26 protein-coding genes are annotated in these 26,229 nt (G+C 56.6%); 20 read left to right on the top strand and 6 right to left on the bottom strand.

The features are described 5' to 3' along the window. Window positions 1-26 precede the first annotated feature (26 nt). From asd to accD, 7 genes are all read left to right on the top strand, one after another. Window positions 27-1,163 (top strand): aspartate-semialdehyde dehydrogenase, encoded by a 1,137-nt coding sequence (gene asd, locus AC07O2_RS09190; RefSeq protein WP_495075424.1) that lies wholly within the window; start codon window positions 27-29, stop codon window positions 1,161-1,163. Window positions 1,164-1,352: 189 nt separating this feature from the next. Then, on the top strand, window positions 1,353-3,890 hold the full coding sequence (locus AC07O2_RS09185; RefSeq protein ID WP_495075423.1) for a motility hub landmark protein FimV: 2,538 nt from the start codon (window positions 1,353-1,355) through the stop codon (window positions 3,888-3,890). A 33-nt stretch (window positions 3,891-3,923) separates the two neighbouring features. Next, complete coding sequence (gene truA, locus AC07O2_RS09180) at window positions 3,924-4,706, top strand: tRNA pseudouridine(38-40) synthase TruA (RefSeq protein ID WP_495075422.1); 783 nt, start codon at window positions 3,924-3,926, stop codon at window positions 4,704-4,706. Next, a complete protein-coding gene (locus AC07O2_RS09175) occupies window positions 4,703-5,413 on the top strand; it encodes a phosphoribosylanthranilate isomerase (protein WP_495075421.1) in 711 nt (236 codons plus the stop codon). Before truA ends, AC07O2_RS09175 begins: the two co-directional genes overlap by 4 nt. Continuing rightward, on the top strand, window positions 5,391-6,674 hold the full coding sequence (gene trpB / locus AC07O2_RS09170) for a tryptophan synthase subunit beta (protein ID WP_495075420.1): 1,284 nt from the start codon (window positions 5,391-5,393) through the stop codon (window positions 6,672-6,674). Before AC07O2_RS09175 ends, trpB begins: the two co-directional genes overlap by 23 nt. Beyond that, window positions 6,671-7,480, top strand: coding sequence for a tryptophan synthase subunit alpha (gene trpA, locus AC07O2_RS09165; RefSeq protein WP_495075419.1), 810 nt, complete (start codon window positions 6,671-6,673; stop codon window positions 7,478-7,480). The genes trpB and trpA overlap by 4 nt, the downstream gene beginning before the upstream one ends. A gap of 56 nt (window positions 7,481-7,536) precedes the next feature. After that, window positions 7,537-8,409, top strand: coding sequence for an acetyl-CoA carboxylase, carboxyltransferase subunit beta (gene accD / locus AC07O2_RS09160; RefSeq protein WP_495075418.1), 873 nt, complete (start codon window positions 7,537-7,539; stop codon window positions 8,407-8,409). A gap of 12 nt (window positions 8,410-8,421) precedes the next feature. Here the strand turns inward: accD and AC07O2_RS09155 are convergent, their stop codons facing one another. Further along, on the bottom strand, window positions 8,422-8,976 hold the full coding sequence (locus AC07O2_RS09155; protein ID WP_495075417.1) for a YggT family protein: 555 nt from the start codon (window positions 8,974-8,976) through the stop codon (window positions 8,422-8,424). Between the two features lie 64 nt (window positions 8,977-9,040). Between AC07O2_RS09155 and AC07O2_RS09150 the strand changes: the two genes are divergently transcribed. From AC07O2_RS09150 to AC07O2_RS09090, 13 genes are all read left to right on the top strand, one after another. After that, complete coding sequence (locus AC07O2_RS09150) at window positions 9,041-9,670, top strand: LON peptidase substrate-binding domain-containing protein (protein ID WP_495075416.1); 630 nt, start codon at window positions 9,041-9,043, stop codon at window positions 9,668-9,670. After that, window positions 9,670-11,640: a polysaccharide biosynthesis protein gene (locus AC07O2_RS09145; RefSeq protein WP_495075415.1), complete on the top strand. Its 1,971-nt coding sequence runs from the start codon at window positions 9,670-9,672 to the stop codon at window positions 11,638-11,640. Before AC07O2_RS09150 ends, AC07O2_RS09145 begins: the two co-directional genes overlap by 1 nt. A 58-nt stretch (window positions 11,641-11,698) precedes the next feature. Beyond that, window positions 11,699-12,439 carry a class I SAM-dependent methyltransferase gene (locus AC07O2_RS09140; RefSeq protein WP_495075414.1) on the top strand — a complete coding sequence of 247 codons (741 nt, stop codon included), beginning with the start codon at window positions 11,699-11,701 and terminating at the stop codon, window positions 12,437-12,439. After that, window positions 12,427-13,779 (top strand): flippase, encoded by a 1,353-nt coding sequence (locus tag AC07O2_RS09135; RefSeq protein WP_495075413.1) that lies wholly within the window; start codon window positions 12,427-12,429, stop codon window positions 13,777-13,779. The genes AC07O2_RS09140 and AC07O2_RS09135 overlap by 13 nt, the downstream gene beginning before the upstream one ends. Before the next feature lie 51 nt (window positions 13,780-13,830). Next, window positions 13,831-14,868 carry a glycosyltransferase family 4 protein gene (locus AC07O2_RS09130; RefSeq protein WP_495075412.1) on the top strand — a complete coding sequence of 346 codons (1,038 nt, stop codon included), beginning with the start codon at window positions 13,831-13,833 and terminating at the stop codon, window positions 14,866-14,868. 17 nt (window positions 14,869-14,885) lie between these two features. Then, entirely contained in the window at window positions 14,886-15,740 is an 855-nt protein-coding gene (locus tag AC07O2_RS09125; protein ID WP_495075411.1) for a hypothetical protein, read from the top strand. A gap of 152 nt (window positions 15,741-15,892) precedes the next feature. Then, window positions 15,893-16,858 carry a GDP-mannose 4,6-dehydratase gene (locus AC07O2_RS09120; RefSeq protein WP_495075410.1) on the top strand — a complete coding sequence of 322 codons (966 nt, stop codon included), beginning with the start codon at window positions 15,893-15,895 and terminating at the stop codon, window positions 16,856-16,858. A 5-nt stretch (window positions 16,859-16,863) separates the two neighbouring features. Then, complete coding sequence (locus AC07O2_RS09115) at window positions 16,864-17,613, top strand: glycosyltransferase family 2 protein (RefSeq protein ID WP_495075409.1); 750 nt, start codon at window positions 16,864-16,866, stop codon at window positions 17,611-17,613. After that, the gene (locus AC07O2_RS09110; protein WP_495075408.1) at window positions 17,610-18,563 is read left to right on the top strand and encodes a UDP-glucose 4-epimerase family protein; all 954 of its coding nucleotides are present in this window, start codon (window positions 17,610-17,612) and stop codon (window positions 18,561-18,563) included. The genes AC07O2_RS09115 and AC07O2_RS09110 overlap by 4 nt, the downstream gene beginning before the upstream one ends. After that, window positions 18,560-19,120 carry a sugar transferase gene (locus tag AC07O2_RS09105; protein WP_495075407.1) on the top strand — a complete coding sequence of 187 codons (561 nt, stop codon included), beginning with the start codon at window positions 18,560-18,562 and terminating at the stop codon, window positions 19,118-19,120. The genes AC07O2_RS09110 and AC07O2_RS09105 overlap by 4 nt, the downstream gene beginning before the upstream one ends. Before the next feature lie 64 nt (window positions 19,121-19,184). Then, window positions 19,185-20,738 (top strand): lysine--tRNA ligase, encoded by a 1,554-nt coding sequence (gene lysS / locus AC07O2_RS09100; RefSeq protein ID WP_495075406.1) that lies wholly within the window; start codon window positions 19,185-19,187, stop codon window positions 20,736-20,738. A 175-nt stretch (window positions 20,739-20,913) separates the two neighbouring features. Continuing rightward, window positions 20,914-21,309, top strand: a complete 396-nt coding sequence (locus tag AC07O2_RS09095; RefSeq protein WP_495075405.1) for a lysozyme inhibitor LprI family protein — start codon at window positions 20,914-20,916, stop codon at window positions 21,307-21,309. Between the two features lie 153 nt (window positions 21,310-21,462). Next, on the top strand, window positions 21,463-22,125 hold the full coding sequence (locus AC07O2_RS09090; protein ID WP_495075404.1) for an N-acetylmuramoyl-L-alanine amidase family protein: 663 nt from the start codon (window positions 21,463-21,465) through the stop codon (window positions 22,123-22,125). A gap of 105 nt (window positions 22,126-22,230) precedes the next feature. Here the strand turns inward: AC07O2_RS09090 and nagZ are convergent, their stop codons facing one another. From nagZ to era, 5 genes are all read right to left on the bottom strand, one after another. Further along, window positions 22,231-23,292 carry a beta-N-acetylhexosaminidase gene (nagZ, locus tag AC07O2_RS09085; protein ID WP_495075403.1) on the bottom strand — a complete coding sequence of 354 codons (1,062 nt, stop codon included), beginning with the start codon at window positions 23,290-23,292 and terminating at the stop codon, window positions 22,231-22,233. A gap of 79 nt (window positions 23,293-23,371) precedes the next feature. Next, window positions 23,372-23,770 (bottom strand): holo-ACP synthase, encoded by a 399-nt coding sequence (gene acpS, locus AC07O2_RS09080; RefSeq protein ID WP_495075402.1) that lies wholly within the window; start codon window positions 23,768-23,770, stop codon window positions 23,372-23,374. Then, entirely contained in the window at window positions 23,767-24,534 is a 768-nt protein-coding gene (locus AC07O2_RS09075; protein WP_495075401.1) for a pyridoxine 5'-phosphate synthase, read from the bottom strand. The genes acpS and AC07O2_RS09075 overlap by 4 nt, the downstream gene beginning before the upstream one ends. Next, window positions 24,531-25,280, bottom strand: coding sequence for a DNA repair protein RecO (gene recO, locus AC07O2_RS09070; protein WP_495075400.1), 750 nt, complete (start codon window positions 25,278-25,280; stop codon window positions 24,531-24,533). Before recO ends, AC07O2_RS09075 begins: the two co-directional genes overlap by 4 nt. A 3-nt stretch (window positions 25,281-25,283) precedes the next feature. Continuing rightward, on the bottom strand, window positions 25,284-26,228 hold the full coding sequence (gene era, locus AC07O2_RS09065; RefSeq protein ID WP_495075490.1) for a GTPase Era: 945 nt from the start codon (window positions 26,226-26,228) through the stop codon (window positions 25,284-25,286). Window position 26,229 lies beyond the last annotated feature (1 nt).

The following is a 26,229-nucleotide window of genomic DNA, read 5'->3' as shown; positions in this document are numbered from 1 at the left end:
ATCAATTTTTCTGAAAGGGCAATGTGATGAAGGTAGGTAATCTCGTAGGTTTGGTGGGCTGGCGCGGCATGGTCGGCTCGGTGCTGATGGACCGCATGCAGGCCGAGGGCGATTTCGGTCTGATCGAGCCGATGTTCTTCTCGACATCCAACGCCGGTGGCAAAGCCCCCGCGCAGGCCAAGAACGAAACCACGCTGCAAGACGCGTACAACCTCGACGCGCTCAAACGCTGCGACATCATTCTGACCGCCCAGGGCGGCGACTACACCTCCGAGGTCTACCCCAAGCTGCGCGCTGCCGGCTGGAACGGCCACTGGATCGACGCGGCCTCCACCCTGCGCATGAACGACGACGCCATCATCGTGCTGGACCCGGTGAACCTGCCGGTGATCAAGAACGCCTTGGCCAAGGGTGGCAAGAACTGGATCGGCGGCAACTGCACCGTCAGCTGCATGCTGATGGGTGTGGGCGCGCTGTACAAGGCCGGCCTGGTCGAATGGATGACCAGCATGACCTACCAGGCCGCATCCGGCGGTGGCGCCCAGCACATGCGCGAGCTGTTGACGCAGTTCGGCACGCTGAACGCCGAAGTCCGTACCCTGCTGGACGACCCCAAGTCGGCCATCCTGGAAATCGACCGCAAGGTACTGGCCAAGCAGCAGAACCTGAGCGCTGCCGAGATCGCCAACTTCGGCGCACCGCTGGGCGGCTCGCTGATCCCCTGGATCGACAAGGACCTGGGCGACGGCTCCAGCAAGGAAGAATGGAAGGGCGGCGCCGAAACCAACAAGATCCTGGGCCAAGGCCCGGGCTTCGGCACCGCCATCACGCCAGTCGACGGCTTCTGCGTGCGCGTGGGCGCGATGCGCTGCCACAGCCAGGCACTGACCTTCAAGCTGAAAAAAGACGTGCCGCTGGCCGACATCGAAGCCATGATCGCCCAGGACAACGAGTGGGTGCGCGTGGTGCCAAATACCCGCGAGGCCACGGTGAAAGACCTGACGCCGGTGTCTGTCACCGGCACCATGGGTATCCCGGTCGGCCGCCTGCGCAAGCTGGCCATGGGCCCCGAATACCTGGGCGCCTTCACCATCGGCGACCAGCTGTTATGGGGTGCTGCCGAGCCCCTGCGCCGCATGCTGCGTATCCTGCTGGAAGCGTAAACACAACACATAGCCTGCTCGTCTAGGGCAGGCCACGCGTGTTTGGTAACATGTAAGGTATTGCAACATCGCTGCCGCGCGATGCTTCAACCGTAAAAGCCCACATCAACTTGTCTGCGTAAGACATTGATGCTATGGTACTTTTTCTTTTTTTGTATCGTAGTACATGCCCGAATGATGAACAAGAATATGTCGGTTGAACGCGCTTCTAGCCCCTCTGGCCAAAATCTGCCTTTGCGTGGCTGGAGAACCTCTGCAATTGCAGCTGCAGTTGCAGCCACTTTGCTGGGTTTTGCCAATCATGCCGCCGCCTTGTCACTGGGACGCATGACCGTCTTGTCAGGCCTGGGTGAGCCGCTACGCGCGGAAATCGAGCTACCGGATATCTCCACCGACGAAGCCAGCAGCCTGCGGCCCGAAATCGCCCCCCCAGAAGCCTTTCGTGCGGCAGGTCTGGAATACAGCCCGGCGCTAACCGACCTGAAAATACAACTGCAGCGCCGCCCCGATGGCCGCTCGGTGTTACGCCTGAACAGCAACCGCGCTGTTAACGACCCGTTTGTGGACCTGATCCTGCAGGTGAACTGGGCCTCGGGCCGGATCGTGCGCGACTACACCATTTTGTTGGACCCGCCTTCGCAGCGCCAAGCACCCGCGACTGCCGCGACCGCTCCACAAGTCACCACACCAGCGCCTGTTGCTGCACCCAGCGCACCCGCAGTGGCGCCTTCAGCCAATTCAGAAGCTGTACGCCCGGTCACGCCGCGTCCACCCGTAGCCGCAGCCCCCAAGCCCGCGCCGGCCCCCAGCGAGGCAAAGCAGGTAGTGGTCAAGGCGGGCGACACCGCCAGCAAGATTGCAGGTAGTACCAAACCCGCCAATGTGTCGCTGGACCAGATGCTGGTGGCCATGTTGCGCGCCAACCCGAGCGCATTCATCAACGGCAACGTCAACCGCGTCAAGGCCGGTGCAGTCATCAAGCTGCCAGACAGCGACCAGGCCGCCGCGACTCCCGCGCCGGAAGCCACTCAAATCATCAACGCACAAAGCCGGGACTTCAACGAGTTCCGCAGCAAGCTGGCCGGCGGTGTGCCCGCCGTGCAGACGGCAGAAGCCGACCGCAAAGCCAGTGGCCGTGTACAGGCGGAAGTCAGCGAGAAAAAACCCTCCGTCGCCGTCCCCGACAAGCTGACGCTATCCAAAGGCGCACTGAAAAATAGCAAAGGCACGGAAGACGCCATCGCCCAGGAAAAGGCTGCCAAAGAAGCCGCAGCACGGGTTGCCGAACTGTCCAAAAACATCACCGACCTGAACAAGCTGGGCGCTTCTTCCGCCAGCGCACCTGCGCCAGCCACACCGGCAGCCCCGCCAGCCAGTGCCGCCAAGGCAGCAGCAGAAATGCCCGCGGTAACCGTGCCCGTGCCGGTAGCGGCTCCACCCGCCGCGTCGGCCGCACCAGCAGCCTCTGAGCCAGGCACGCCGGTGTCTACGCCAGCACCAGCACCCGCTCCGACTGCACCTGCCGCCTCTGCACCCGCGCCTGCCGTAACCGCTAGTGCGCCGCCCGCCCCAGCCGTTGTAGAAGAGGACGGCTGGTTCAATGCCCTTCTGGACAACCCGCTAGCCCCCCTAGGGGCCGGCATAGTCGTCTTGCTTGCTGGTGCTGGCCTGTACTTTTCACGCAAACGTAAAAATGCCTCCAGTGCTGACAGCTCCTTTCTGGAAAGCCGGCTGCAGCCCGACTCCTTCTTCGGTGCCAGCGGCGGCCAACGGATTGACACCAACGCGGCGGATGCGCCTGCGTCGTCCATGTCCTATTCGCCCAGCCAGTTGGACGCCGCGGGCGACGTGGACCCGGTCGCCGAAGCAGATGTCTATCTGGCCTATGGCCGGGACCTGCAAGCTGAAGAAATCCTCAAAGAAGCTTTGCGCAGCAACCCGGGCCGTGTCGCCATCCACGCCAAGCTGCAAGACATCTACGCCAAGCGTCGGGACTTGAGCAGCTTCACTGCCCTGGCTACCCAGGCGCACGGCTTGACCGGCGGAGTGGGTCCTGAATGGGACCATATCGCCGAACTGGGGCGCAATCTGGATCCGAACAACGCCCTGTACCACGGGGCCGCTGCAGTAGCCGCACTCGCAGCCACCGCTGGTCTGGTAGAGCCGCGCATGGAGACCCCACAGACCCCATCCACGCCGGACGCGTTCTCTAACCTGGATCTCGATCTGGACTTTCTGCAGAACGGTCCTGCGGCTACGGATGCGCCCAGCACGCTGCCGCCCGATACGGTACAGCCTCCGGCTGCATCCTTCCCGGAAATCAATAGCAGTGCGGACCACTTTGACCCCGTGTCGTCACTGACAGTCCCTGCCGCGCTCGACCTACCTGATGCACCGGCCGACATGGACGCCCTGGACTTCGACATCGAACTGGTGCCCACGGCAGAACTAGAAGCAGCCCCTCCGGCCAGCCATGGCAACGAAATCCCATTCGACATGGGATCGCTGTCGCTGGACCTGGAAGAAACCCCTGCCCCTGCCAGTCCTGCCGAGCCGGAAGAAGAGCCCGATGCCGGGGATCCATTAGCAACCAAGCTGTCGCTGGCCGAAGAGTTCAACTCCATCGGCGATGAAGATGGCGCCCGGGCCTTGGCCGAAGAAGTGCTGGCAGAAGCTACTGGCGCGCTGCGCGCCAAGGCACAACAATTCCTAGCCAGCCTGTCTTGATGCCATGGTCGGTGATGCAGGGTTGATCCGGTCATGCGCCTGGCATTAGCCGTCAGTTACAACGGTCAACCTTACAACGGCTGGCAGAGCCAGCCCTCAGGCAACACGGTACAGGACAAGCTGGAAGCGGCGTTGGCCTGCTTCACCCAGCAACGTGTATCCACTCTGTGCGCGGGTCGCACCGATGCGGGCGTGCACGGCATGATGCAGGTAGTGCACTTCGACACCCGCTTGCAACGGCCCACGGCCTCCTGGGTGCGTGGCGTGAACGCCTTGCTGCCCCGAGACATCGCTGTGCAATGGGCGCAAGAGGTTCCCGATAGCTTCCACTGCCGCGCCAGTGCCATTGCCCGCAGATATGTCTATGCCCTGCTGGAGTCGCCGGTGCGCCCCAGTGTGGAAGGTGGTCGTGTGGGCTGGGTATTCCGGCCTCTGGATTTGACCGCCATGCAGCAAGCTGCCCAATACTTGCTGGGCGAACACGATTTTTCATCCTTCCGTGCCGCACGCTGCCAGGCCTTATCGCCGGTCAAGACACTCATGCGCCTGGATATTTCTCGGCGCGGAGCGTACTGGCGATTCGAATTCGAAGCCAATGCTTTTCTGCACCATATGATCCGCAACCTGATGGGTTGCCTGCTGGTCATCGGCAAAGGGGAGCAGCCACCGGAATGGATACAAGAGGTGCTGGCGGCACGCAACCGCAATGCCGCCGCACCCACGTTTTCCCCTGATGGCCTGTACTTCATGGGTCCGGTGTATCCTGCCCACTGGGGTTTGCCAGACCGTACCCCTGCCTTTGATTGGCTGCCATGACAAACCTCCAAACGCGCACGCGCATCAAAATCTGCGGCCTGACCCGTGAACAAGACGTGGATGCCGTCGTGGCCGCCGGTGCCGACGCTGTCGGTTTTGTGCTGTATCCACCCAGCCCCCGCTATGTAACACCCCAGCGCGCAGCGGAACTGGCCAAACGCATGCCGCCCTTCGTCACCCCTGTGTTGTTATTCGTGAATGCACTTGCTACAGATGTGATAGCTGCCTGCGCAGATATACCCTGCGCCACAGTCCAATTTCATGGTGAAGAAACACCAGAGCAGTGCTGGGAAGCCAGCGCACAAGGCCGACGCCCGTTCCTGCGCGCAGCGCGTATCCCCCTAGGTGACAGTGGCAGCTTCGACTTGGTAAAATTCGCGTCCGATTACGCAAAAGCCCAAGCCATCCTGCTCGACGCCCATGTCGATGGATACGGCGGCGGCGGAAAAACATTCAATTGGTCACGTCTTCCTCCAAGCGTCAACTCTCACCTCGTCTTAAGTGGTGGACTCACGCCTGCAAACGTGACCGATGGTATTTTGCAGGTCCGGCCACGCGCTCTGTCGCTGTCCGTTGATGTGAGTTCCGGCGTCGAGATTTCCAAGGGAATCAAGGACGCTGAAAAAATCCACCAGTTTGTCGCCGCTGTGCGCGCGGCAGACGCCCAACTTGCAAAGTCACACCATGTCCACTTACCAGCAGCCTGATGCTTCAGGCCATTTCGGCATTTACGGCGGCAGTTTCGTCTCTGAAACGCTGACCCATGCCATCGAAGAACTGAAAGACGCCTACGCCCAATACCAGCACGACCCGGCCTTCCTGGCCGAGTTCGCCTCGGAACTGGCGCACTTCGTCGGTCGCCCCTCGCCGGTCTACCACGCAGCCCGCACCAGCCGGGAAATGGGCGGCGCGCAGATCTTCCTGAAACGTGAAGACCTGAACCACACTGGCGCCCACAAAGTCAACAACACCATCGGCCAGGCCATGCTGGCCAAGCGCATGGGCAAGCCGCGCATCATCGCCGAAACCGGCGCCGGCCAGCACGGCGTGGCCACGGCCACCATCTGCGCCCGCTACGGCCTGGAATGCGTGGTCTATATGGGCAGCGAAGACGTGAAGCGCCAGAGCCCCAACGTCTACCGCATGAAGCTGCTGGGCGCCACCGTCGTCCCGGTGGAAAGCGGCAGCAAAACCCTGAAAGATGCACTGAACGAAGCCATGCGCGACTGGGTCGCGAATGTGGACAACACTTTCTACATCATCGGTACCGTGGCCGGTCCACACCCCTATCCGATGATGGTGCGCGACTTCCAGAGCGTCATTGGCAACGAATGCCTAGTGCAGATGCCTGAGATGCTGGCGGCGGCCGGTTGCACGGGCAAGCAGCCCGATGCAGTCATCGCCTGCGTGGGTGGCGGCAGCAATGCCATGGGAATTTTCTACCCTTACATCGACCATGCGGCAACCCGTTTGATAGGCGTGGAAGCCGCTGGCGAAGGTCTGGAGTCGGGCAAGCATTCGGCATCGCTACAAAAAGGCAGCCCTGGCGTGCTGCACGGCAACCGTACCTATTTGCTGCAGGACGCGAACGGCCAGGTGACCGAAACCCATAGCATCAGTGCCGGCCTGGACTACCCCGGCGTCGGCCCGGAGCATGCTTTCCTGAAAGACATTGGCCGTGCCGAATACGTCGGTATCACCGATGCGGAAGCGCTGGAAGCCTTTCACTACCTGTGCCGCACCGAAGGCATCATCCCGGCACTGGAGTCCAGCCATGCCTTTGCCTATGCGATGAAATTGGCCAAGTCCATGCGACCCGACCAGTCGATTCTGGTGAATCTGTCCGGCCGGGGCGACAAGGATATTGGCACGGTAGCCGATCTGTCGGGTTCTGATTTTTACGACCGACCATCGATGCGCGGCCTCACCGTCAAAGGTGCAGGCACCACGCTGAAGGAGGCCGTATGAGCCGTATCACCACGACCTTTGCCCAGCTCAAGAAAGACGGGCGCAAAGCACTGATCCCTTACGTTACCGCGGGCTTCCCGTTTGCTGACATCACACCCGCGCTGATGCATGGCATGGTCGCTGCTGGGGCCGACGTTATCGAGCTGGGGGTGCCCTTCAGCGACCCGATGGCCGATGGGCCGGTGATCCAAAAGGCCGGCGATGTCGCTTTGTCCTTCGGCATTGGCATGGCACAGGTGCTGGACATGGTGCGGAAATTCCGCAAGCAAAACGCCCACACGCCGGTGGTGCTGATGGGCTACGCCAACCCGGTTGAGCGCTATGACCAGGCACACGGCCACGATGCATTCATTGCGCATGCATCACAAGCCGGTGTGGATGGCGTGCTGGTGGTGGACTATCCACCCGAGGAGTGCGTGGACTTCGCGGCCAAGCTAAAAGCCCACGACATGGACCTGATCTTCTTGCTGGCGCCCACCTCCACCGAGAAACGCATGCAGCAGGTAGCCCATGTCGCCAGCGGCTATGTGTATTACGTGTCGCTCAAAGGCGTCACCGGTGCCGGCACGCTGGACACGGCGGCTGTTGAAGCCATGCTGCCGCGGATCCGCGAGCATGTGCATATCCCGGTCGGCGTGGGCTTTGGTATCCGCGATGCGAATACCGCCCGCGCCATTGGCCAGGTGGCCGATGCAGTGGTGATTGGCAGCAAGATCATCCAGTTGATCGAAAACCAGCCGCACGATCAAGTCGTACCCGTGGCCGAAAACTTCCTGCGGGACATCCGCACTGCGTTGGACGCATAATTCACCCCCCGTGAACCAGGGGCGTTGCGAGGCGCCCCTCCCTGAGGATTGCACCTATGTCTTGGCTCGAAAAACTTCTTCCCACCAAAATCCAGCGCTCTGACCCGGCCGACCGCCGCAGCGTGCCCGAAGGGCTGTGGATCAAATGCCCGAGCTGCGAAACGGTGCTGTACAAGAATGATCTGGAACAGAACCAAAACGTTTGTCCCAGCTGCGGTCACCACCACCGTATCGGCGCCCGCGCCCGGCTCAACGTATTTCTGGATGCCGAAGGCCGCTATGAACTGGGTCAAGAAGTTGTTCCCGTCGACCCACTCAAGTTCAAGGACAGCCGCAAATACACGGAACGCATCAAAGAGGCCATGGAAAACACCGGCGAAACCGATGCACTGGTGGTCATGGGTGGCTCCATCCACGGCATCAACGCCGTCGTCGCTTGTTTTGAATTCGAGTTCATGGGCGGCAGTATGGGCAGCGTTGTAGGTGAGCGCTTTGTGCGTGCCGTACACGCGGCCATTGAACAAAAAGTACCATTCATTTGCTTCACCGCAACCGGCGGTGCGCGCATGCAAGAAGGCCTGCTCAGCCTGATGCAAATGGCAAAGACCAATGCAGCATTAACACGTCTAGCCAAAAAAGGACTGCCGTATATCAGTGTGCTGACCGACCCGACCATGGGCGGTGTCAGCGCCGGATTTGCCTTTGTTGGTGACGTGGTGATAGCAGAACCGAAGGCTTTGATCGGTTTTGCCGGCCCCCGCGTGATTGAATCCACGGTGCGAGTGACCCTGCCAGAGGGCTTTCAACGGGCTGAATTTCTGCAACAAAAAGGTGCTATTGACCTGATCTGCAACCGCAAAGACCTACGCAAGACCGTCGCCCACACCTTGGCGATGCTGCTCAAGCAGCCTGCAGACGCCGTGGTCTGATCCAAGACTGGCCTAGAAATAGGCCAGTACCACGGGCAAAGCGTAGCCCACGACAATCGATGCCACCTGCAGCAGCACCAACAGCACCAGTGCAGACAAATCCAGGCCCCCCATGGTCGGAAGAACACGCCGTATAGGCGCAAGCAGCGGCACGCACAAGCGCTCAATCACTTCAGACAAGGGTGTTCGGGTCTGCATCCATGACATGACGGTGTACACCAACAGCAATCCCGTCAGTCCCGAGATCGACAGTGACACCAAGCCAAATAAGGCGAGCAAGGGTAAAACCGCCCAACCCGCGAAACTGCCTGACACCAGCCACAACAGCGCGAATTGCAGCAACTTCAACAAAAACGCTGCGACCAGACTGGCCAAATCCCACCGACCCAATGCAGGGATAACACGCCGCAACGGCAGCACAATCCAATCGGACAAAGAAAAAACCATGCTGCCCACAGGATTACGAAAAGGGATGCGCTGGTATTGCATATACAAACGCAACAGGCAAGCTCCTCCAAAAAGTCCAGTAATGACCTCCAGCAGAAACGAGATGATTTGGTACAGCATGCGATGGGCCTATATGAGCTCGTGGGATGATAGCGCCTGTCACCATACGCTGGCATAGCCTGTCTTGTTAAACATTCCGCTCTTCCCTCTACAGACCGTGCTCTTTCCCGGAGGTGTACTACCGCTGCGCATTTTCGAGGTCCGCTATCTTCATATGGTTGGAGAGTGCTATCGCACGGGGACGCCTTTTGGCGTTGTTTCGCTGGCGCAAGGCGCGGAAGTGCGTACTCCCACCGCACCGGCTGAACGTTTCCATCCAGTAGGTGTACTGGCGCACATCACCCAACTGCAAATGCTGCAGCCAGGACTGCTCATGCTGGATTGCAAGGGAGGCCAACGCTTTCGCATAGACTCACAGCACCAATCGCATCTTGGCCTCTGGATGGCCGATGTGACCTTGATAGCTGAAGATACCGCCAGTCCCATTCCACCCGATCTGCAGCACAGCGCCAAGAGCCTGGACCAATTGATACAGACGTTGCACACCCGAAACGCCGGCAGTGGCTGGTTACCACAACCTGGCACATACCAGTTGGACGATTGCGGTTGGGTAGCCAACCGCTGGTGTGAACTACTACCTTTGCCAATCTTGGACAAGCACAATCTGATGTCCCTCGATAGTCCTTTGCTTCGCCTGGAGCTGGTCACTGACGTATTGGCACAAACGCGTTTTTCAGATACCCCACCACATTGATGCCTGCACGCTTCCTAAACCATCCGTCCATCCTGAACTGGCCACGCTCAACCAAGCGCCTAGTCGTCGTCTCGCTGGACATTGTCTTGAGTCTGCTGGCGATGTGGATCGCCTTCACGCTCAGACTGGATAGCCTGCACAGGCCCATGGGCGCTCAATGGGCTGTCTACTTGGTGGCGCCTATTCTTGCGGTACCCATTTTTGTACGATTCGGGCTATACCGCGCCATCTTTCGTTATACCGGCATGGCGGCATTAACTGCGACAGCAACGGCAGTGGTGATATATGCACTCTTCTTGTTCACCACATTGCAATGGATGCAATGGATGCACTGGGAAGTAATTCCACGCAGCATCGGCATCTTGCAACCATTGATATTTTTGTTGTTAGTAGGCACCAGTCGCGCCATGGCGCGGTTCTGGTTATCTGGATTAGGCCCCGCAGATGCCCGTGGCAATGCACGCCTTTTGATTTATGGAGCCGGAGAAGCCGGGGTTCAAACAGCCGCAGCTCTTGCAAGCACACGCACGTATACCCTGCTGGGATTTGTAGACGATGATCCTGGCAAAACAGAACGCAGCATCAACGGGGTGCACGTCTACAGGCCTGAACAGATACCGAAGCTGGTAGAACAAAAAGACGTCACCGACATCTTGCTAGCGCTTCCTAGCACCACACGCGAGCGCCGCAACGCAATTCTTCAAACATTACAAAAGTTGCCTGTGCACGTGCGCACACTGCCTGGTATGTCGGATCTGGCAAGCGGCCGCGTCACCGTGCAAGATATTCGTGAATTGGATATTGAAGATCTTTTGGGCAGAGAGCCCATACCGCCCAACCCCGCGCTTCTGGCCCGCAACTTGACAAATAAAACGGTGTTGGTAACGGGGGCTGGGGGTAGCATTGGCAGCGAACTATGTAGACAGATTTTGGTACAACGCCCCACGCGCTTGGTGTTGGTAGACCACAATGAATTCGGGCTTTATTCCATACATTCAGAACTACAGGCTCTTTCTGCCACTCTGGGCCAGACCATTGACATCATTCCGACGCTCGGTAGCGTAACCAGCTACCCTCGCATGTTGGACATATGCGCTCAGTATCGTCCATCAACCATCTACCATGCGGCTGCGTACAAACATGTGCCGCTGGTAGAGAGCAACCCCACAGAAGGCGTTTTAAACAATGTGTTTGGAACGCTGAATATGGCCCGTGTAGCCGTTGAACTGGAGGTAGGCCATTTCGTACTAGTTTCAACCGACAAGGCCGTACGCCCGACCAATGTCATGGGGGCAACCAAACGCATTGCGGAGCTTGTTTTGCAGGCCATCGCAGCATGTCCTACCGTTCATTTCACCCAATGCACGAATTCCCCGGTCTCTGCCATCAACAAAACTATCTTTGCGATGGTGCGATTTGGCAATGTACTGGGATCTAGTGGTAGCGTAGTACCGCTGTTTAGACAGCAACTTGCGCTCGGAGGCCCACTGACGGTCACACACGCCGAGGTTACCCGCTACTTCATGACCATCCCCGAAGCCGCACAATTGGTACTTCAAGCCAGCGCCATGGCCCACGGCGGCGATGTATTTGTACTGGAAATGGGAGAGCCTGTAAAAATTTTGGACTTGGCTCATCGCATGGTCGCGCTCTCGGGATTAAAAGTCCGAGATAAAGACCACCCTGATGGTGATATAGAAATCACCATCACTGGAATGCGCCCCGGAGAGAAGCTTTATGAGGAACTGTTGATTGGAAACAACCCAAGGCCGACGGAACATCTACGCATCATGAAGGCTCAGGAGGAATTCATTCCTTGGCAGGCATTGGAGCCCCAACTCCATGAATTGAAGCTCGCATCACAAAACAACCAAGCAAATCAAATCAAGATGCTTCTTCAATCTTTGGTCAACGACTACCAACCTGTGTCAACTGATATTTTTGAGCATAACGTAGCTCAAACATGTTGATGCACGCAACGCACAGTGTCCATTCAACCTCAATTAACGCCGCCCTCTGTGAGCATCCATGAATTACGAGAATTACGAAATTGCACAAGGGTGGGAGGCGTCAAATTTTGCATCCTTCACGCAAGAGCAAAGCAACTATTACACAGTTGAGCTCCAGCAATTGGGACTAATATCGCAGCAGCAATTGCGCGTTCTAGATATTGGTTTTGGCAATGGATCCTTTTTAGGATGGTGTCGTAGCCGCGGTTGGCAATGCGACGGCATTGAAGTCAACTCACGGCTAGTTGCGCGAGCGAATGCCCATGGCTATGCTGCAGCAGAAAGCATACATAACCTGCCTACCGGTGATTCGCAAAAAACATATGACCTCATTACTGCTTTTGATGTTCTAGAACATATAGACCGAGACTCACTGGTTTCTTTTTTGACGATATTGGCAAATATATCGACCAGTCACACCTTATTCTTATTTAGATTCCCTAACGGTGACAATCCTTTTTCCTTACCATTGCAAAATGGAGACATTACCCACAGAACCGCTATCGGCCAAATGATGCTGCGCCAAATCGCTCAACTTGCTGGCTTCGAAGTGATTTCACTGAGATCCCCTGTGCAAGCACTACAAAGTGCCAGCCTCAAACGACGCATATCCATCCTGATAGGCCTTCCTTTCCGTTGGGTTATCGGCACAGCCATTAAACACCTTTTCATGGGTGGGGTGAACGTGTCGTTTTCATCTAACCTTGTGGCGGTACTGAAGAAATCAGCTGTAAACCATAAGCCCCAATGTCTTACTTGAAGCCTCCAGTGGAGTGGTTTGATCGACTTCCAACTTTTCTGAAAAAATATCTAAAAGAACGTCCTGCCGCATCCAAGTTTGCAAGCAACTCGCTCTGGTTACTCTTAGATAAGCTTATCCGATTTGTACTCGCTCTAACAGTCGGAGCATGGGTTGCCCGTCATTTAGGTCCGCATGCTTTTGGCGAATTGGCTTACGCAATTACATTCATTGCGCTATTCCAAGGAATAGCCAATTTGGGCTTAGACGGTATTGTTGTAAGGGACTTGGCGCGTAATCCCAGCGAAGCAGCGGAAATTCTGGGCACGACTTTTTGTTTACGACTGTTAGCCGGCTTGCTGTGCTGGCTCGTTGCTATCGCCCTGATCTGGATTCTCCGCCCCGGAGATGGTCAAGCACTCATGCTGATTACCATCATTGGCGCTAGTCTCGTATTTCAAAGTACAGACACCATTGATCTATGGTTTCAGTGCCAAGGTAAAAACCATAAAACAGTTATCTCCAAGCTAATTTCCTACACGCTTGCAAACTCGATGCGTATTGCATTTGTTGCGCTGAACGCCCCGTTATGGACATATGCATTGGCAGCTTTGCTTGATGCTGCATTTTTAGCAGTGGCTCTAACAAACACCTATCGACAATTCCCGACTACTCTAGCTTGGTCGATCAGCAAACAGCGCAGAAAAGAATTATTGAGCCAGTCTTGGCCATTTATGCTAAGTGGATTGGCTGCCCTTATATACATGCGAATTGACCAAATCATGATTCGTGAAATGCTAGGCGAAGCTCAACTTGGCTTATATTCAGCTGCACTCACGCTATCACAACTATGGAACGTAATCCCTGTCACATTAGCCACCGCACTGGCCCCATATGTTGCTCGAAAAAAACTTGAAAATCAACAGGCATATATGCAAGCCATTTTTTTAATATTTCGCATATTTGCTACAATGTCCGTAACGATTGTTATTTTTATGACATTTTTTTCAAAGCAAATCATTCAACTTCTATATGGGCAAAATTACTCCGAATCGACGTCCATTCTTTCCATTCACATTTATTCCAACATCTTTATCTTCTTGGGAGTTGGGCAAAGTCTGTGGTTGATCAACGAGGGATTAGGAAAGCTAAACCTGTACAGAACGACATTAGGAGTAATAATAAGTATTTTTGGAAATATTTTCCTGATACCTCGCATGGGCGCACAGGGTTCAGCGATAGTTTCTGTATTAGCTCAATTCGTTGCAGTCGTAGCATCAAATGTATTTTTTGCACCCCGAATTTTAAAAATGCAATTACTGGCCTTTTGGCCCATGCGATTACGTAATTTATCATTTTAAAGCAAAATAAATTTTAAATAAACCAAAGTGACAATTTGTGATAATTTGACAATGCCATCTGACCTTCGTCCGCTTATTTTCTGGGAAGGCTTTCCACCCTGCGGTTTACTTACAAAAAAAGTAGCCGATACTTTTGGGGATCAACTGGTTTTATTGGGAACCAGGGCGGCAGTTCCTTTTGAAGGACTAGAGGAACTACTTGGTCATCCAATTCAATGGCTTGAAAAACCAGACGACATTTGGGAGCGACGACATGAATTTGCCGACCGCAATTTCATTATCCACACAGGCTGGGCGCACAAAGGATGGCTTCGTTTTGATCGATGGATGAAAAAACGGGGTGCTAAAATTGTGGTCGCAGTAGACAATTGTTTTAAAGGCAATATGCGGCAACTGCTAGGCGCAGTTTGGTTTCGCATATGGCTGAAACAGCACTTCGACGCAGCGTTCGTTCCTGGGCATTCTGCCAATAAATTAATGCGTTTTTTAGGCATGCCTGCGGATAAGATTTTCACAGGATACTATGGAGCATATGAAGGAATTTATTCTGCAGGAACGACCATTACCCATAGGCAAAAAGAATTTCTTTTTGTAGGACAGCTAATACCACGAAAAGGCATAGATGTTTTACTTGAAGCCTATCAGATTTATCGAAAAAATGGGGGATCCTGGAATTTAAGAATTCTGGGTAATGGGCCATTGCATCAAAAATGCAAAGGTGACGGTATTATTTTCGAAGGCTTCTCTCAAGCTACGGTAACAGCGCAAAAAATGCAGGAAGCACGCTGCCTAGTATTACCTAGTCGAGAAGATCACTGGGGCACTGTAGTTTGTGAAGCAGCTGCCAGTGGATGCCTTTTAATCACTTCCCGCTGGGTAGGTGCCACAGATGATTTAGTAAGAACTGGAATCAATGGGTGGATTATCCATCATTTGACCGCCGAAAATTTAGCCAATGCATTGCATCGGGTATCTTCTTTCGACGATGCATCTCTCACCCACGCTCAAACCATTTCCGTTGGGCTGGCACGAGGCTATACATCATTATCATACAAAGCCGCATTTCAAGCGCTTAGCAGCATTAGGTAAGAGTTACGATATTAGTCATGCTAAACACCTTGATTTCCCTCAAATCTTACGGAGATTTTATTATCGCCGTACATGCACGCGAAAAACTATTGCCCGACAATGAAATAAAAATAATTGCCGGAGAACATCTGCGCGCACTAGCACAATCCACTTACCCTCTCAAAAATATTGACTACATAGGCAACAGCTCCTATACAGATACACCTGCAGCGTTTGATATAAAAAAAAAAGGAAAATTAGCCGCAATAAAAAGCATAATCGAGTTACGCAAACTTCTAGCCGAGAAATGCAAAAATAACAATTTAATATTTGATAAAATACAATGGAGGGAAAAAATAATTGCAGGGCGAATACCGCACATTGATCTGCCCAAATCAAGCAACATATACACCGGATACGAAAATATCTTCAAGGAATTAAATCAAAGCTTCAAACACCCACCCACTCAAAAAGAAAATAAAATAATCAAAAAAGCATTAATAATACCGTCCAGTCGCATATCACAAAAAACGATACCAACAAACGTCATTGAGAGTGCATATCACAACCTGATAAAGCAAGGAATTTCAACCAATATTTTACTACTAGAAGGCGAGTCCATCGACGTCCCTCAACCCCTCAAGACAAAAAGAGTTCCTCGAAATTTTAAATATCTAACAAATGAAATATCAGAAACAGACTTGATTGTGAGTGCAGATAGCCTAGCAGCCCACCTAGGCGAATTTTACAAAAAGAAAACTTTTGTATTCACGCCAGTTCCCAATGAATACTGGCTCCCCCCTCAGGCCTTTCACGATGCGGCTTGGGCTTGCTTTGATAATCAAAAAATATTTTTCAATTGGCTACACACCACAACCCAACAAACCATATAATGAAATTTATTCTTTCTTAAAAACTCTCACACTCAAAAAACCTGCAGCGCAGCATTTGCATCCCCATCAGATTATAAGGATTTCAAAATAATGCATCTTCAGGAAAAATATGTTAAAGAGGTTATTGCAATCCATAAGGGAACGCGAATCCAATGCGAGCGCTGATATGTGGCATAGGCGGCCAAGACGGGGCTTATTTAGCCCGTCTGCTGCTCTCCAAAGGTTATGAGGTCTGGGGTACCTCCCGCGATGCTCAACTATCGACTTTTTCCAACCTGCAACGCCTGGGCATAAGGGACAAGGTCACCACCATCTCCATGGCCACCAATGACTTTCGCAGCGTATTGCAAGCTATCGTGCGGAGCCAGCCCACAGAAATCTACAACCTGGCGGGCCAAACGTCGGTAGGACTGTCTTTTGAGCAACCCGCAGAGGCGCTAGAAAGTATTGCGACGGCCACCATCAATTTACTGGAAGTCATCCGGTTTACGAATCTGCCCATTCGGTTTTACCAGGCGGGCTCCAGCGAATGCTTCGGCGATGTGGGCGAAATGCCTGCGACCGAGCAAACCCGATTTGAACCCCGCAGCCCCTACGCGGTGGCCAAATCCACAGCCCATTGGCTGGTAACCAACTACAGGGATGCGTATGGCCTGTTTGCCTGCAATGGCATCTTGTTTAACCATGAGTCGGCGCTACGGCCCCCGCGCTTTGTGACCCGGAAGATCACGCAAGGAGTGGCTGCAATTGCACGTGGCGCTACCGACAAACTGGTTTTAGGTGATTTGGGCATACGCCGCGACTGGGGGTGGAGCCCTGAATATGTGGACGCCATGTGGCGGATGCTGCAGCAAAACAGCCCCCAGGACTTTGTGATCGCAACCGGCATATCCAGCTCACTGCAGGAATTCGTGCAAACCGCTTTCGAGCAGGTGGGCCTGGACTGGCAAGACCACGTCATTCAAGACCGAAAATTGTTCCGCCCCACAGAAATTCGCCATAGCTGCGGCGATGCGTCCAAGGCCTTCCAGCACCTGGGTTGGAAGGCTAGCATGTCGATGCGCGAAGTTGCACGTGCCATGGTGATGCACGAGCTGGACCCAACGCAACCAATCTGACATCCGTGAAACTGAGCATCATCACCGTTTGCTATAACAGCGCCGACACCATTGCAGCAACACTAGCCTCCGTTGCCACCCAAACGCATCCCAGCATCGAACATATCGTGATCGACGGTGGTTCTGCAGACGCCACGCTGCAACAGATACGGAAGCATGGCCAGCACGTCAGCACTCTGGTATCGGAGCCGGACAGCGGCATATACGACGCTATGAACAAGGGCTTGGAAAGGGTAACCGGGGATGTGGTTGCATTCCTCAATGCCGATGACCGCTATGCGAACACCCATGTTTTAGCAGGTATCGCTGCGCAAATGCAGAACGAAAATCTGGATGCACTCATGGGTGATGTGGCCTTCTTTCGCGCAGAAGCGCCTGAACAACTAGTGCGGCGGTATAGCTCATCTCACTTCAAGCCAGACCGTTTGGCCTGGGGTTGGATGCCATCTCACCCTGCGCTCTTCGTACGCAGAGAAATTTATGAGCGGGTCGGGCCCTTTCGCACGGATTTCAAGATTGCGGGAGACTATGACTGGATCGCCAGAGCGTTCAAAAATGGACAGGTGCGATACCAGCACAAAAATGAAATTCTGGTACGCATGCAAATGGGCGGCGTCAGCACCCGTGGATGGCGCAATACTTTGCTACTTAACCAAGAGGTGCTGCGCGCTTGCAGGGACAATGGCATTTCCACCAATTGGTTCAAGATCCTGTCCAAATATCCCCGCAAACTATTGGAGTATGTACGCCTGTGAAAGTCCTTATCACAGGAAGCACGGGCTTTGTCGGTCGCGCTCTGCTGACCCAGTTGCAAGCGCGCCCGGATTTCCATCTCCGCACCTCGCTCCGTCAGGCTACACCAGCACGCGAAAGCGACCCCGTCAACTCGATTTTGGTGGGCAATATGCATGCCAATACGGACTGGCGGGCCGCGCTATCGGACATAGATACCGTAGTCCACTTGGCGGCCCGAGTGCACGTCATGCAGGAACAAGACCCCAACCCCTTGCAGGCATTTCGGGACAGCAATGTACATACGACCTTGCACTTGGCGCAAATGGCGGCCCAAGCCGGCGTCAAGCGTTTGATTTTCATCAGCTCGGTCAAGGTCAACGGTGAAACTACGCCCACCGGGCACCCCTTCAACGAAACCAGCCCTCCCTCGCCTCACGAGCCCTATGCCATCAGTAAATTCGAAGCCGAAAATGCTTTGCGGCAACTGGGGCAGACCAGCGGAATGGAGATCACCATCCTGCGGCCACCATTGATCTACGGCCCTGGCGTGAAAGCCAATTTCGCAAGTCTGGCCCGTGCCATAGCCAGGGGAAAACTTTTACCCCTGGGCGATATCCATAACCAACGCAGCCTCGTTGCTTTGGACAATTTGACCGATTTGATCACCCTCTGTTTGACCCACCCCGCAGCAGCCAACCAGACCTTTATGGTCAGCGATGGAGAGGACGTATCCACCACCGCACTGGTGCAGCGCATGGCTCTGGCTATCGGCCGTCCTCCCCGTTTGCTAGCCATCCCTCCATGGATGCTATCTGCAGCTGCCACCCTGTTGGGCCAGCGCGCTGCAGTTCAGCGCTTATGCAGCAACTTGCAAATAGACAGCAGCAAGGCGCGGACCCTGCTTGGCTGGGTGCCGCCGGTCAGCTTGGACGAAGGATTGCGTCGCGCGTTGGAGGAGTACCGGTCGTGAAGCGGCTATTTGATCTGCTGCTGGCCTTGGTTGCCACGACCATACTCGCGCCCGCCATGCTGCTGGTAGCGGTTGCCATACGACTCACCTCGCCCGGCCCGGTGCTGTACTGGTCGGACCGCGTGGGCCGAGGCAACCACATCTTCAAGATGCCCAAATTCCGCAGCATGAAAATCAATACCCCGGCCGTTGCCACACACCTGCTGGGCAACCCCAGCGCCCACCTCACGCCGATTGGCAGCTTTCTGCGCAAAAGCAGCCTGGACGAGTTACCCCAGCTATGGAGCATTTTGTGTGGCGACATGAGCTTTGTCGGCCCGCGGCCCGCGCTGTTCAACCAGCAAGACCTGATTGCGCTGCGCACCGCGGAAGGCGTGCACGAGCTGCTGCCCGGCTTGACCGGCTGGGCGCAGATTAACGGGCGCGACGAGCTGCCTATTCCTGCCAAGGTGGCGCTGGACACACATTACCTGCAGCACCACTCGCTGGGGCTGGACTGCAAGATACTAGTCCTGACGTTCCTCAAAGTCTTGCGCCGCGACGGCATCACGCACTGAACCTGCCGAGCCGGACTTAAAATCAAAGGTTTGGCGAACTTCGCCCTCCTCTTTCTATAACAGCATGTCTGAAAACACCTCCGCCCTGCCTCCCGTTCCGGCCCAAGACGAAAACCAGCTGATCCTGGAGCGGCGCGAAAAGCTCAAAGCCATCCGCCAACAGCAAGCCGAAGGCAAGGGCGTGGCGTTCCCCAACGACTACAAGCCCAGCCACCGCGCGGCCGACCTGTTTGCCAGTTACGGCGACAAGACCGCAGAAGAGTTGCTGCCCCTGGGTGCCACCGCCAAGGTTGCCGGCCGCATGATGCTCAAGCGCGTGATGGGCAAGGCCAGCTTCTGCACGCTGCAAGATGCGTCGCTGGGCGGCACCGGCGGCCGTATCCAGATCTACGTCAAAGGCGAAGACGTGGGCGCTGAGCTGTACGCCAGCTTCAAGCATTGGGATCTGGGCGACATCGTCGCCGCCGAGGGCACGGTGTTCAAGACCAAGACCGGTGAACTGTCTATCCACGCCACCAGCGTGCGCCTGCTGACCAAGAGCCTGCGCCCCATGCCCGACAAGTTCCACGGCATGGCCGACCAGGAAACCAAGTACCGCCAGCGCTACGTCGATCTGATGACCGATGTGGAAGCCCGCCAGCGCTTCATGGCGCGCAGCAAGGCCGTCAGCGCACTGCGCGAATTCATGGTGGCCAATGACTTCCTGGAAGTCGAAACACCCATGCTGCACCCCATTCCCGGTGGCGCCAATGCCAAGCCGTTCAAGACCCACCACAACGCGCTGGACCAGGAAATGTTTTTGCGCATCGCGCCCGAGCTCTACCTCAAGCGCCTGATCGTCGGCGGCTTCGAGCGCGTGTTCGAAATCAACCGCAGCTACCGCAACGAAGGCATCTCGGTGCGCCACAACCCCGAGTTCACCATGATGGAGTTCTACGCGGCCTACTGGAACTACCAGGACCTGATGGACTACACCGAGAAGCTGATCCGCGATGCGGCCCAGCGCGCCACCGGCTCACTGCAGCTGACGTACGCGGGCAAGCCTGTCGATCTGAGCCAGCCGTTTGAGCGTCTGACCATCGTCGAAGCCATCCAGAAGTACACCGAAGCCGGCGACAACGTGTTCGACGCCACCTGGCTGACGAATGCAGTGAAGAAGCTGGGCCTGACCGAGGCCAAGAACAAGCTCGCCGGCCGCAGTCTGGCCAGCCTTCAGGTGCTGTACTTCGAGGAAACCGTGGAAGAAAAGCTCTGGCAGCCGACCTTCATCATGGAACACCCCACCGAGATCTCGCCACTGGCCCGCGCAAACGACGACCGCCCGGAAGTCACCGAGCGCTTCGAGCTGTACATCACCGGCCGCGAGTTCGGCAATGGCTTCAGCGAGCTGAACGACGCCGAAGACCAGGCCGCCCGCTTCAACGCCCAGGTCACCGCCAAGGACAGCGGCGACGACGAAGCCATGTACTACGACGCAGACTTCGTGCGCGCCCTGGAATACGGCATGCCCCCCACCGGCGGCTGCGGCATCGGCATTGACCGCCTGATGATGCTGCTGACAGACAGCGCCAGCATCCGTGACGTGATCCTGTTCCCGGCGCTGCGTCGCGAGGCTTAATTTTCATCATCCGATAGAGCGCCAGCGCAGATAGCACCTGCGCTAGCAGCTATCAAAAAAGAAGTAAAAATGTGGGTGCTAGCCACCGCATGAAAATACGGCGGATGGGCAATAGCGACTGGTTTCTACAGTGTGCAAATCGCCCATAATTTCCAATCCCATATTCGGAGAATTTATGAAATTTTTGACTTTGGCTTCGTTGGCTGCAGGTTTGTTTTTTTCGGCGCAATTTGCCCACGCAGATAACACTGACAGCTGCGACAAGTTCAAGACCAGCTACGACAAAACTTATTGCGTCGCCAAGTTGTTTTTAGAATCCGACAAAGAGCTGAATTCTGTGTACACAGAGCTGCGCAAACCGCTCAAAGATAACGTCAAGCAGCAGCTGACCGAAACACAGCGCGACTGGATTAAATACCGGGATGCGTCTTGCGAGCGCTCTGGCTCCATCGACGTGAGCTGCAACTACAAACTCAACCGTGAGCGCGCCGAGTACCTGCGCGACCGTGCCCGCGAGTGCAAAACCGGCACTTGCAACGACGCCGCCATCGCCAAAAAATCTTGGGAATAAGCAGCTTGAACGGATAGGCGCAAGCACATGTTGCCGCGCTATTTGAAAACGCGCAGCGCACAGGCACTTTTGTGTTTGTGCGCTTTTTTTACGTGCGCCGCCGCTTCGAATGCGGCTGACGCACCGCGCACCGCGGGCCAACCATTCGTCATCGTGCTAGACCCCGGCCACACGCCCAAGCAACCCGGTGCTTTGGGCGTCAAGGGCATCTACGAAGTCAGCTACAACGATGCACTGAGTGCAAAACTGGCCAAAGCCTTGGAAGCCACGGGCGTGCAGGTGGTGCTCACACGCACACCCTCAGAAGAAATCAGCCTGGACGGACGTGTCGAGCTGGCAAACGCCCGACAGGCAGATTTATTTTTAGCGTTGCACCACGATTCGGCGCAGCTGAAATACCTGGCCAAAACTGAGGTCAACGGCACCCCCGCCTACCAAACCGTTCAGCCTATTGCCGGTTACTCGATCTTTGTCTCCCAACGCAATCCCAAGTTTGCGCAAAGTCAGCAGTTTGCCAAACTACTGGGGCAGGAATTGCTCGCACTGGGTCGCCATCCCGCGCTGCACCACGCCGAACCCATTGCAGGCGAAAACCGCGAACTGCTCGATGCCAAATTGGGCATTTACAAATTTGACGAGCTACTGGTTTTGCGAAAAACCACGGTTCCCGCAGTGCTGCTGGAGGTGGGTGTGATCGTGGACGCGGGGGATGAAAAGTATGTGGCCGACAACGCCAAGCAAGATGCCATCGTGCAGGCGATCGTGGCAGCCGTCGAAAAATTCCAGCATTCAGTCTTACCCCAACTCCAAAACTAGAGCTTCACTTTTCCCTGCGTTAGCTGCCCATCTGCAAATTCCAATATCCAATAGCCCCCTAGCGCATGTACTAGCTGCGCTAGTAGCTACCAAATAAATAGCACCTCAAGGCACCAGCCAGAGCGCCTGCATATAGGCCGGATGGGTCATCAGCTTGTCCCAGTCCAGCGCTGGCGTGGTGGGTAGCAGGCTTTGGCGGCGGTCTTCGCTGGCTTCGTTGGGTTCCCACTGACCCTTGAGCTGGGCCTCGGTCAGGCCTTGCAGCAGGGCATCCACGGCCAGGCCCTTGTCGACCGGGCTTTGATTGCACAGCAGCACCATATCGCAACCAGCCTCCAGCGCAGCCACGGCGGCTGCGGTATAGCTCACGTCCTTACCGTCGATGCGACGCGCGCCGGCCATGCTCAAATCGTCGCTGAAGATCGCGCCATGGAAGTCCAGCTGGCCACGCAACACATATTGCAGCCACTTGCTGGAGAAGCCCGCGGGCCGGCTGTCCACCTTGGGGTAGATCACATGGGCCGGCATGACGCTGGACAAGCTGGTGTTCAGGCTGGCGTAGGGCAAGGCGTCTTCGGCCAGGATGGCTTTCAGGCTGCGCTTGTCCACCGGGATCTCGGTATGCGAATCGGCCTTCACGAAGCCATGGCCGGGGAAGTGCTTGCCGCAGTTCGCCATGCCGGCTTGCAGCAGGCCGTGCATCAGGCTCTTGGCCAGCAGGCTGGCGACCCGCGCATCGCTGTGGAAGGCGCGGTCGCCGATGACGCTGCTTTCGCCGAAATCCAGATCCAGCACCGGGGTGAAGCTGAAATCCACGCCGCAAGCGCGCAGCTCGCTGGCCAGTACATAGCCGCAGGCGGTGGCGACATTGGTGGCCTGCAGCGCGTCGCGCATCCACATCTCTCCCAACACGCGCATGGGCGGCAGGTGGGTGAAGCCATCGGTCTTGAAACGCTGGACCCGGCCGCCTTCATGGTCCACGCAGATCAGCAGGTCTTTGCGGACCTTTTTGATGTCCCGGCACAGGGCGGTGAGCTGGGCCCGGTCTTGCCAATTGCGCGCAAACAGGATGATGCCGCCGGTCAGCGGATGCTTGAGGCGCTGGCGGTCGGTGCGGGTCAGCGTGGTGCCGGCAATGTCAATGATCAGGGGGGCGTGTTGGGACATAGGAAGGATTTATCAAATAAATGCTTCTAGCGCAGGCAATACCTGCGCAAGAAGCTATGAATACTATAGCAATCAAGAATCACGCTGGCAAACGCTCCACGACGACAAAACTGGCGGCGTAGTCGGTTTCGTCGGTCACGGTGACGTGGGCGCTCAGCCCCTGCGCTTCAAACCAGGTTTTCAGTGCCGCATGCAAAACAATGCTGGGCTGGCCGCTGGGCAGGTTAACGATCTCGCAGGAGCGCCAGGTCATGGGCATGCGCATGCCCATGCCTATGGCTTTGCTGAACGCCTCCTTGGCGCTGAAGCGTGTGGCCAGGTAGCGCACGCCCCGCTCGGGCCAGCGCGCGCCGCGCTTACGCCAGGTCTCCAGCTCGGCATCGCTCAGCACCTTCTCGGCAAAGCGGTCACCATGGCGCTCCAGGCTGGCGCGGATGCGGCGCACGTCGCAAATATCGGTACCTATGCCGTAAATCATGGCCGGGCGGCATCGGCGATACAGCGCAGGTAGTCACGCACCGTGGCGGCATAGCCCAGCTCCAGCGCGTCGGCCACCAGCGCGTGGCCTATGGACACTTCTTGCACCTGCGGGCAGGCACGCAGAAAAGCGGTGAGGTTGTCGCGGCTCAGGTCGTGGCCGGCATTCACTCCTAAATCGATAGCTGTTGCCGCTTGTGTTGCCTGCGCGAACTGGCTTAAAACCTCTTGAAACTGGGGCTTGCCGTAGGCGCTGGCATAGCTCTCGGTATAGAGCTCGACGCGGTCCGCCCCCACGGCCTTGGCCAGGGCCATAGCCTCGGGCACCGGGTCCATGAACAGGCTGACCCGCACGCCCAGGCTCTGCGCCTCGGCGATCAGTGGCCGCAAGCGGTCGCCGTCCTGGGCCAGATTCCAGCCATGGTCGCTGGTGAACTGGTCTTCGCCGTCGGGCACAAAAGTGCACTGGTGGGGGCGGCAGCGGCGCACAAAGTCCATCAGGTTCTGGAACGGGTTGCCTTCAATGTTGAACTCACGGTCGGGCCAAGCGGTCAGCAGGTCAGACAGCTCGTACACGTCTTCGGTGCGGATATGCCGCGCGTCGGGCCGCGGGTGTACGGTAATGCCCTGGGCACCGGCCTCCAGGCACAGGGTGGCGGCACGGGCTACGCTGGGGATGCCCAGATGCCGGGTGTTGCGCACCAGCGCCACCTTGTTGACGTTGACCGAGAGGGCGGTTCGCACCGCAGCGTGGGGAGAAGTCATAGGGCTTGCAGATCCATCATCAATTGCCGCGTATGCAGCGTTGCCATGCCGCAATGGTAGTGCAGCACGGCGCGCAACTGGGGCTTCAGTCCGTTCAATACCTCGGCGCAGGCACGCAAAGTGGCTGTGAACGGTGCGCCAGGCTGCAGCGATTGCTGCAGCGACAGCCACTGCGCGCCGCTCAGGCTGGCCCGGTCGTCCGCCTGGCTCTGGCGCAGGCCACCTTCGGCGACCAGACTGTAGCGGCCCTCGGGCTCCAGGGGCTCGAAGGTCATGGTCTGCACGTCCAGCAAGGGCAGCAGGCCAATCTCGCGCAGCAACAGCAGCTCAAACGCCCGCAGCGCCGGTTGCAACGCTTCGCCATGTTCAGAGGCCAGCACCTGCACCGCAACGCCGTAGGCGTCGAATAAAGCCGTGTGCGGGTCGTCGCGCGCCAGCAGGCGCATCAGTAACTCGTTCAGGTAGTAGCCGGACAGCAGCGCATCGCCGGTCGGCATCACGTGGCCGCCCACCCATTCGGCCGCCTTGAGGTTGCGGATTTCCGCATCACCGCCAAACGACAGGCGCAAAGGCTGCAACGGCAGCAGGATGGGACGGAAGTTGGAAGTCGGCTTCTTCACCCCCTTGGCCACAATCGCCATGCGGCCGTGGTGGCGGGTGAAGACCTCCAGGATCAGGCTGGACTCGCTCCAGTCGTAGCGGTGCAAAACATATGCAGGCTCGTCATGGAACCGTTTTGGAGCCACGAATCACTCGTAGCCAAAGGAGCGGACTCTTGCCTCGTCGTCGGCCCAGCCGGAGCGCACTTTCACCCAGACCTCGATGAACACCTTGGCATCCATCAATTTTTCGAGTTCGACACGGGTTTCCATGCCGATGCGCTTGATGCGCTCGCCCTTGTCGCCGATCACCATGGCCTTGTGGCCATCGCGTTCGACCACGATGGTGGCGGCTATCTTCAGCAGGCGCTTCTGGCCCTTGCGCGCAGGCGGCTCTTCCTCGAACTTGTCGATGATGACGGTGGAGGTATAGGGCAACTCGTCGCCGGTCAAGCGGAACAGCTTCTCGCGCACGGTTTCAGCGGCCTGGAATTTCTCGCTGCGGTCGGTCAACTCGTCTTCGTCATACCACCAGGCCTGCTCGGGCAGGTATTTGGCGCAGATGCCGAACAGGCGCTCGATATCCTTGGCGTTCTTGGCCGACATGGGCACGAACTCGGCAAACGGATGGCGCTCCTGCATACTCTGCAGCCAGGGCGCGATCTCGGCTCGGCGGTGTACGTTGTCCAGCTTGTTGGCAATCAGCAGCACCGGAATATTCGGCTTGAGCAGGGACAGCACCTTGGCATCGGCCAGGGTAAAGCTGCCGGCTTCGACCACGAACAGCACCAGGTCCACGTCGCTCACCGCGCCCTGCACCGTCTTGTTCAAAGAGCGGTTCAGCGCGTTGTTGTGCAGCGTCTGGAAACCGGGCGTATCGACAAACACGAACTGCGTGTTGTCGCGGGTACGGATACCGGTAATGCGGTGCCGCGTGGTCTGGGCCTTGCGCGAGGTGATGCTGATCTTCTGGCCCACCACCGCGTTGAGCAAAGTGGACTTGCCCACATTGGGCTTGCCGACGATTGCCACCAAGCCGCAGCGCTGGCCGGTTACAGGCGCATCAGGAGACGCTTTTTTCAAATCGGCCAGCATG

The organism is Rhodoferax sp. GW821-FHT10B06, assembly GCF_059415605.1.
Note: the sequence above shows the minus strand (reverse complement) of the source record. Positions and strands in the feature narration are given on the sequence as shown.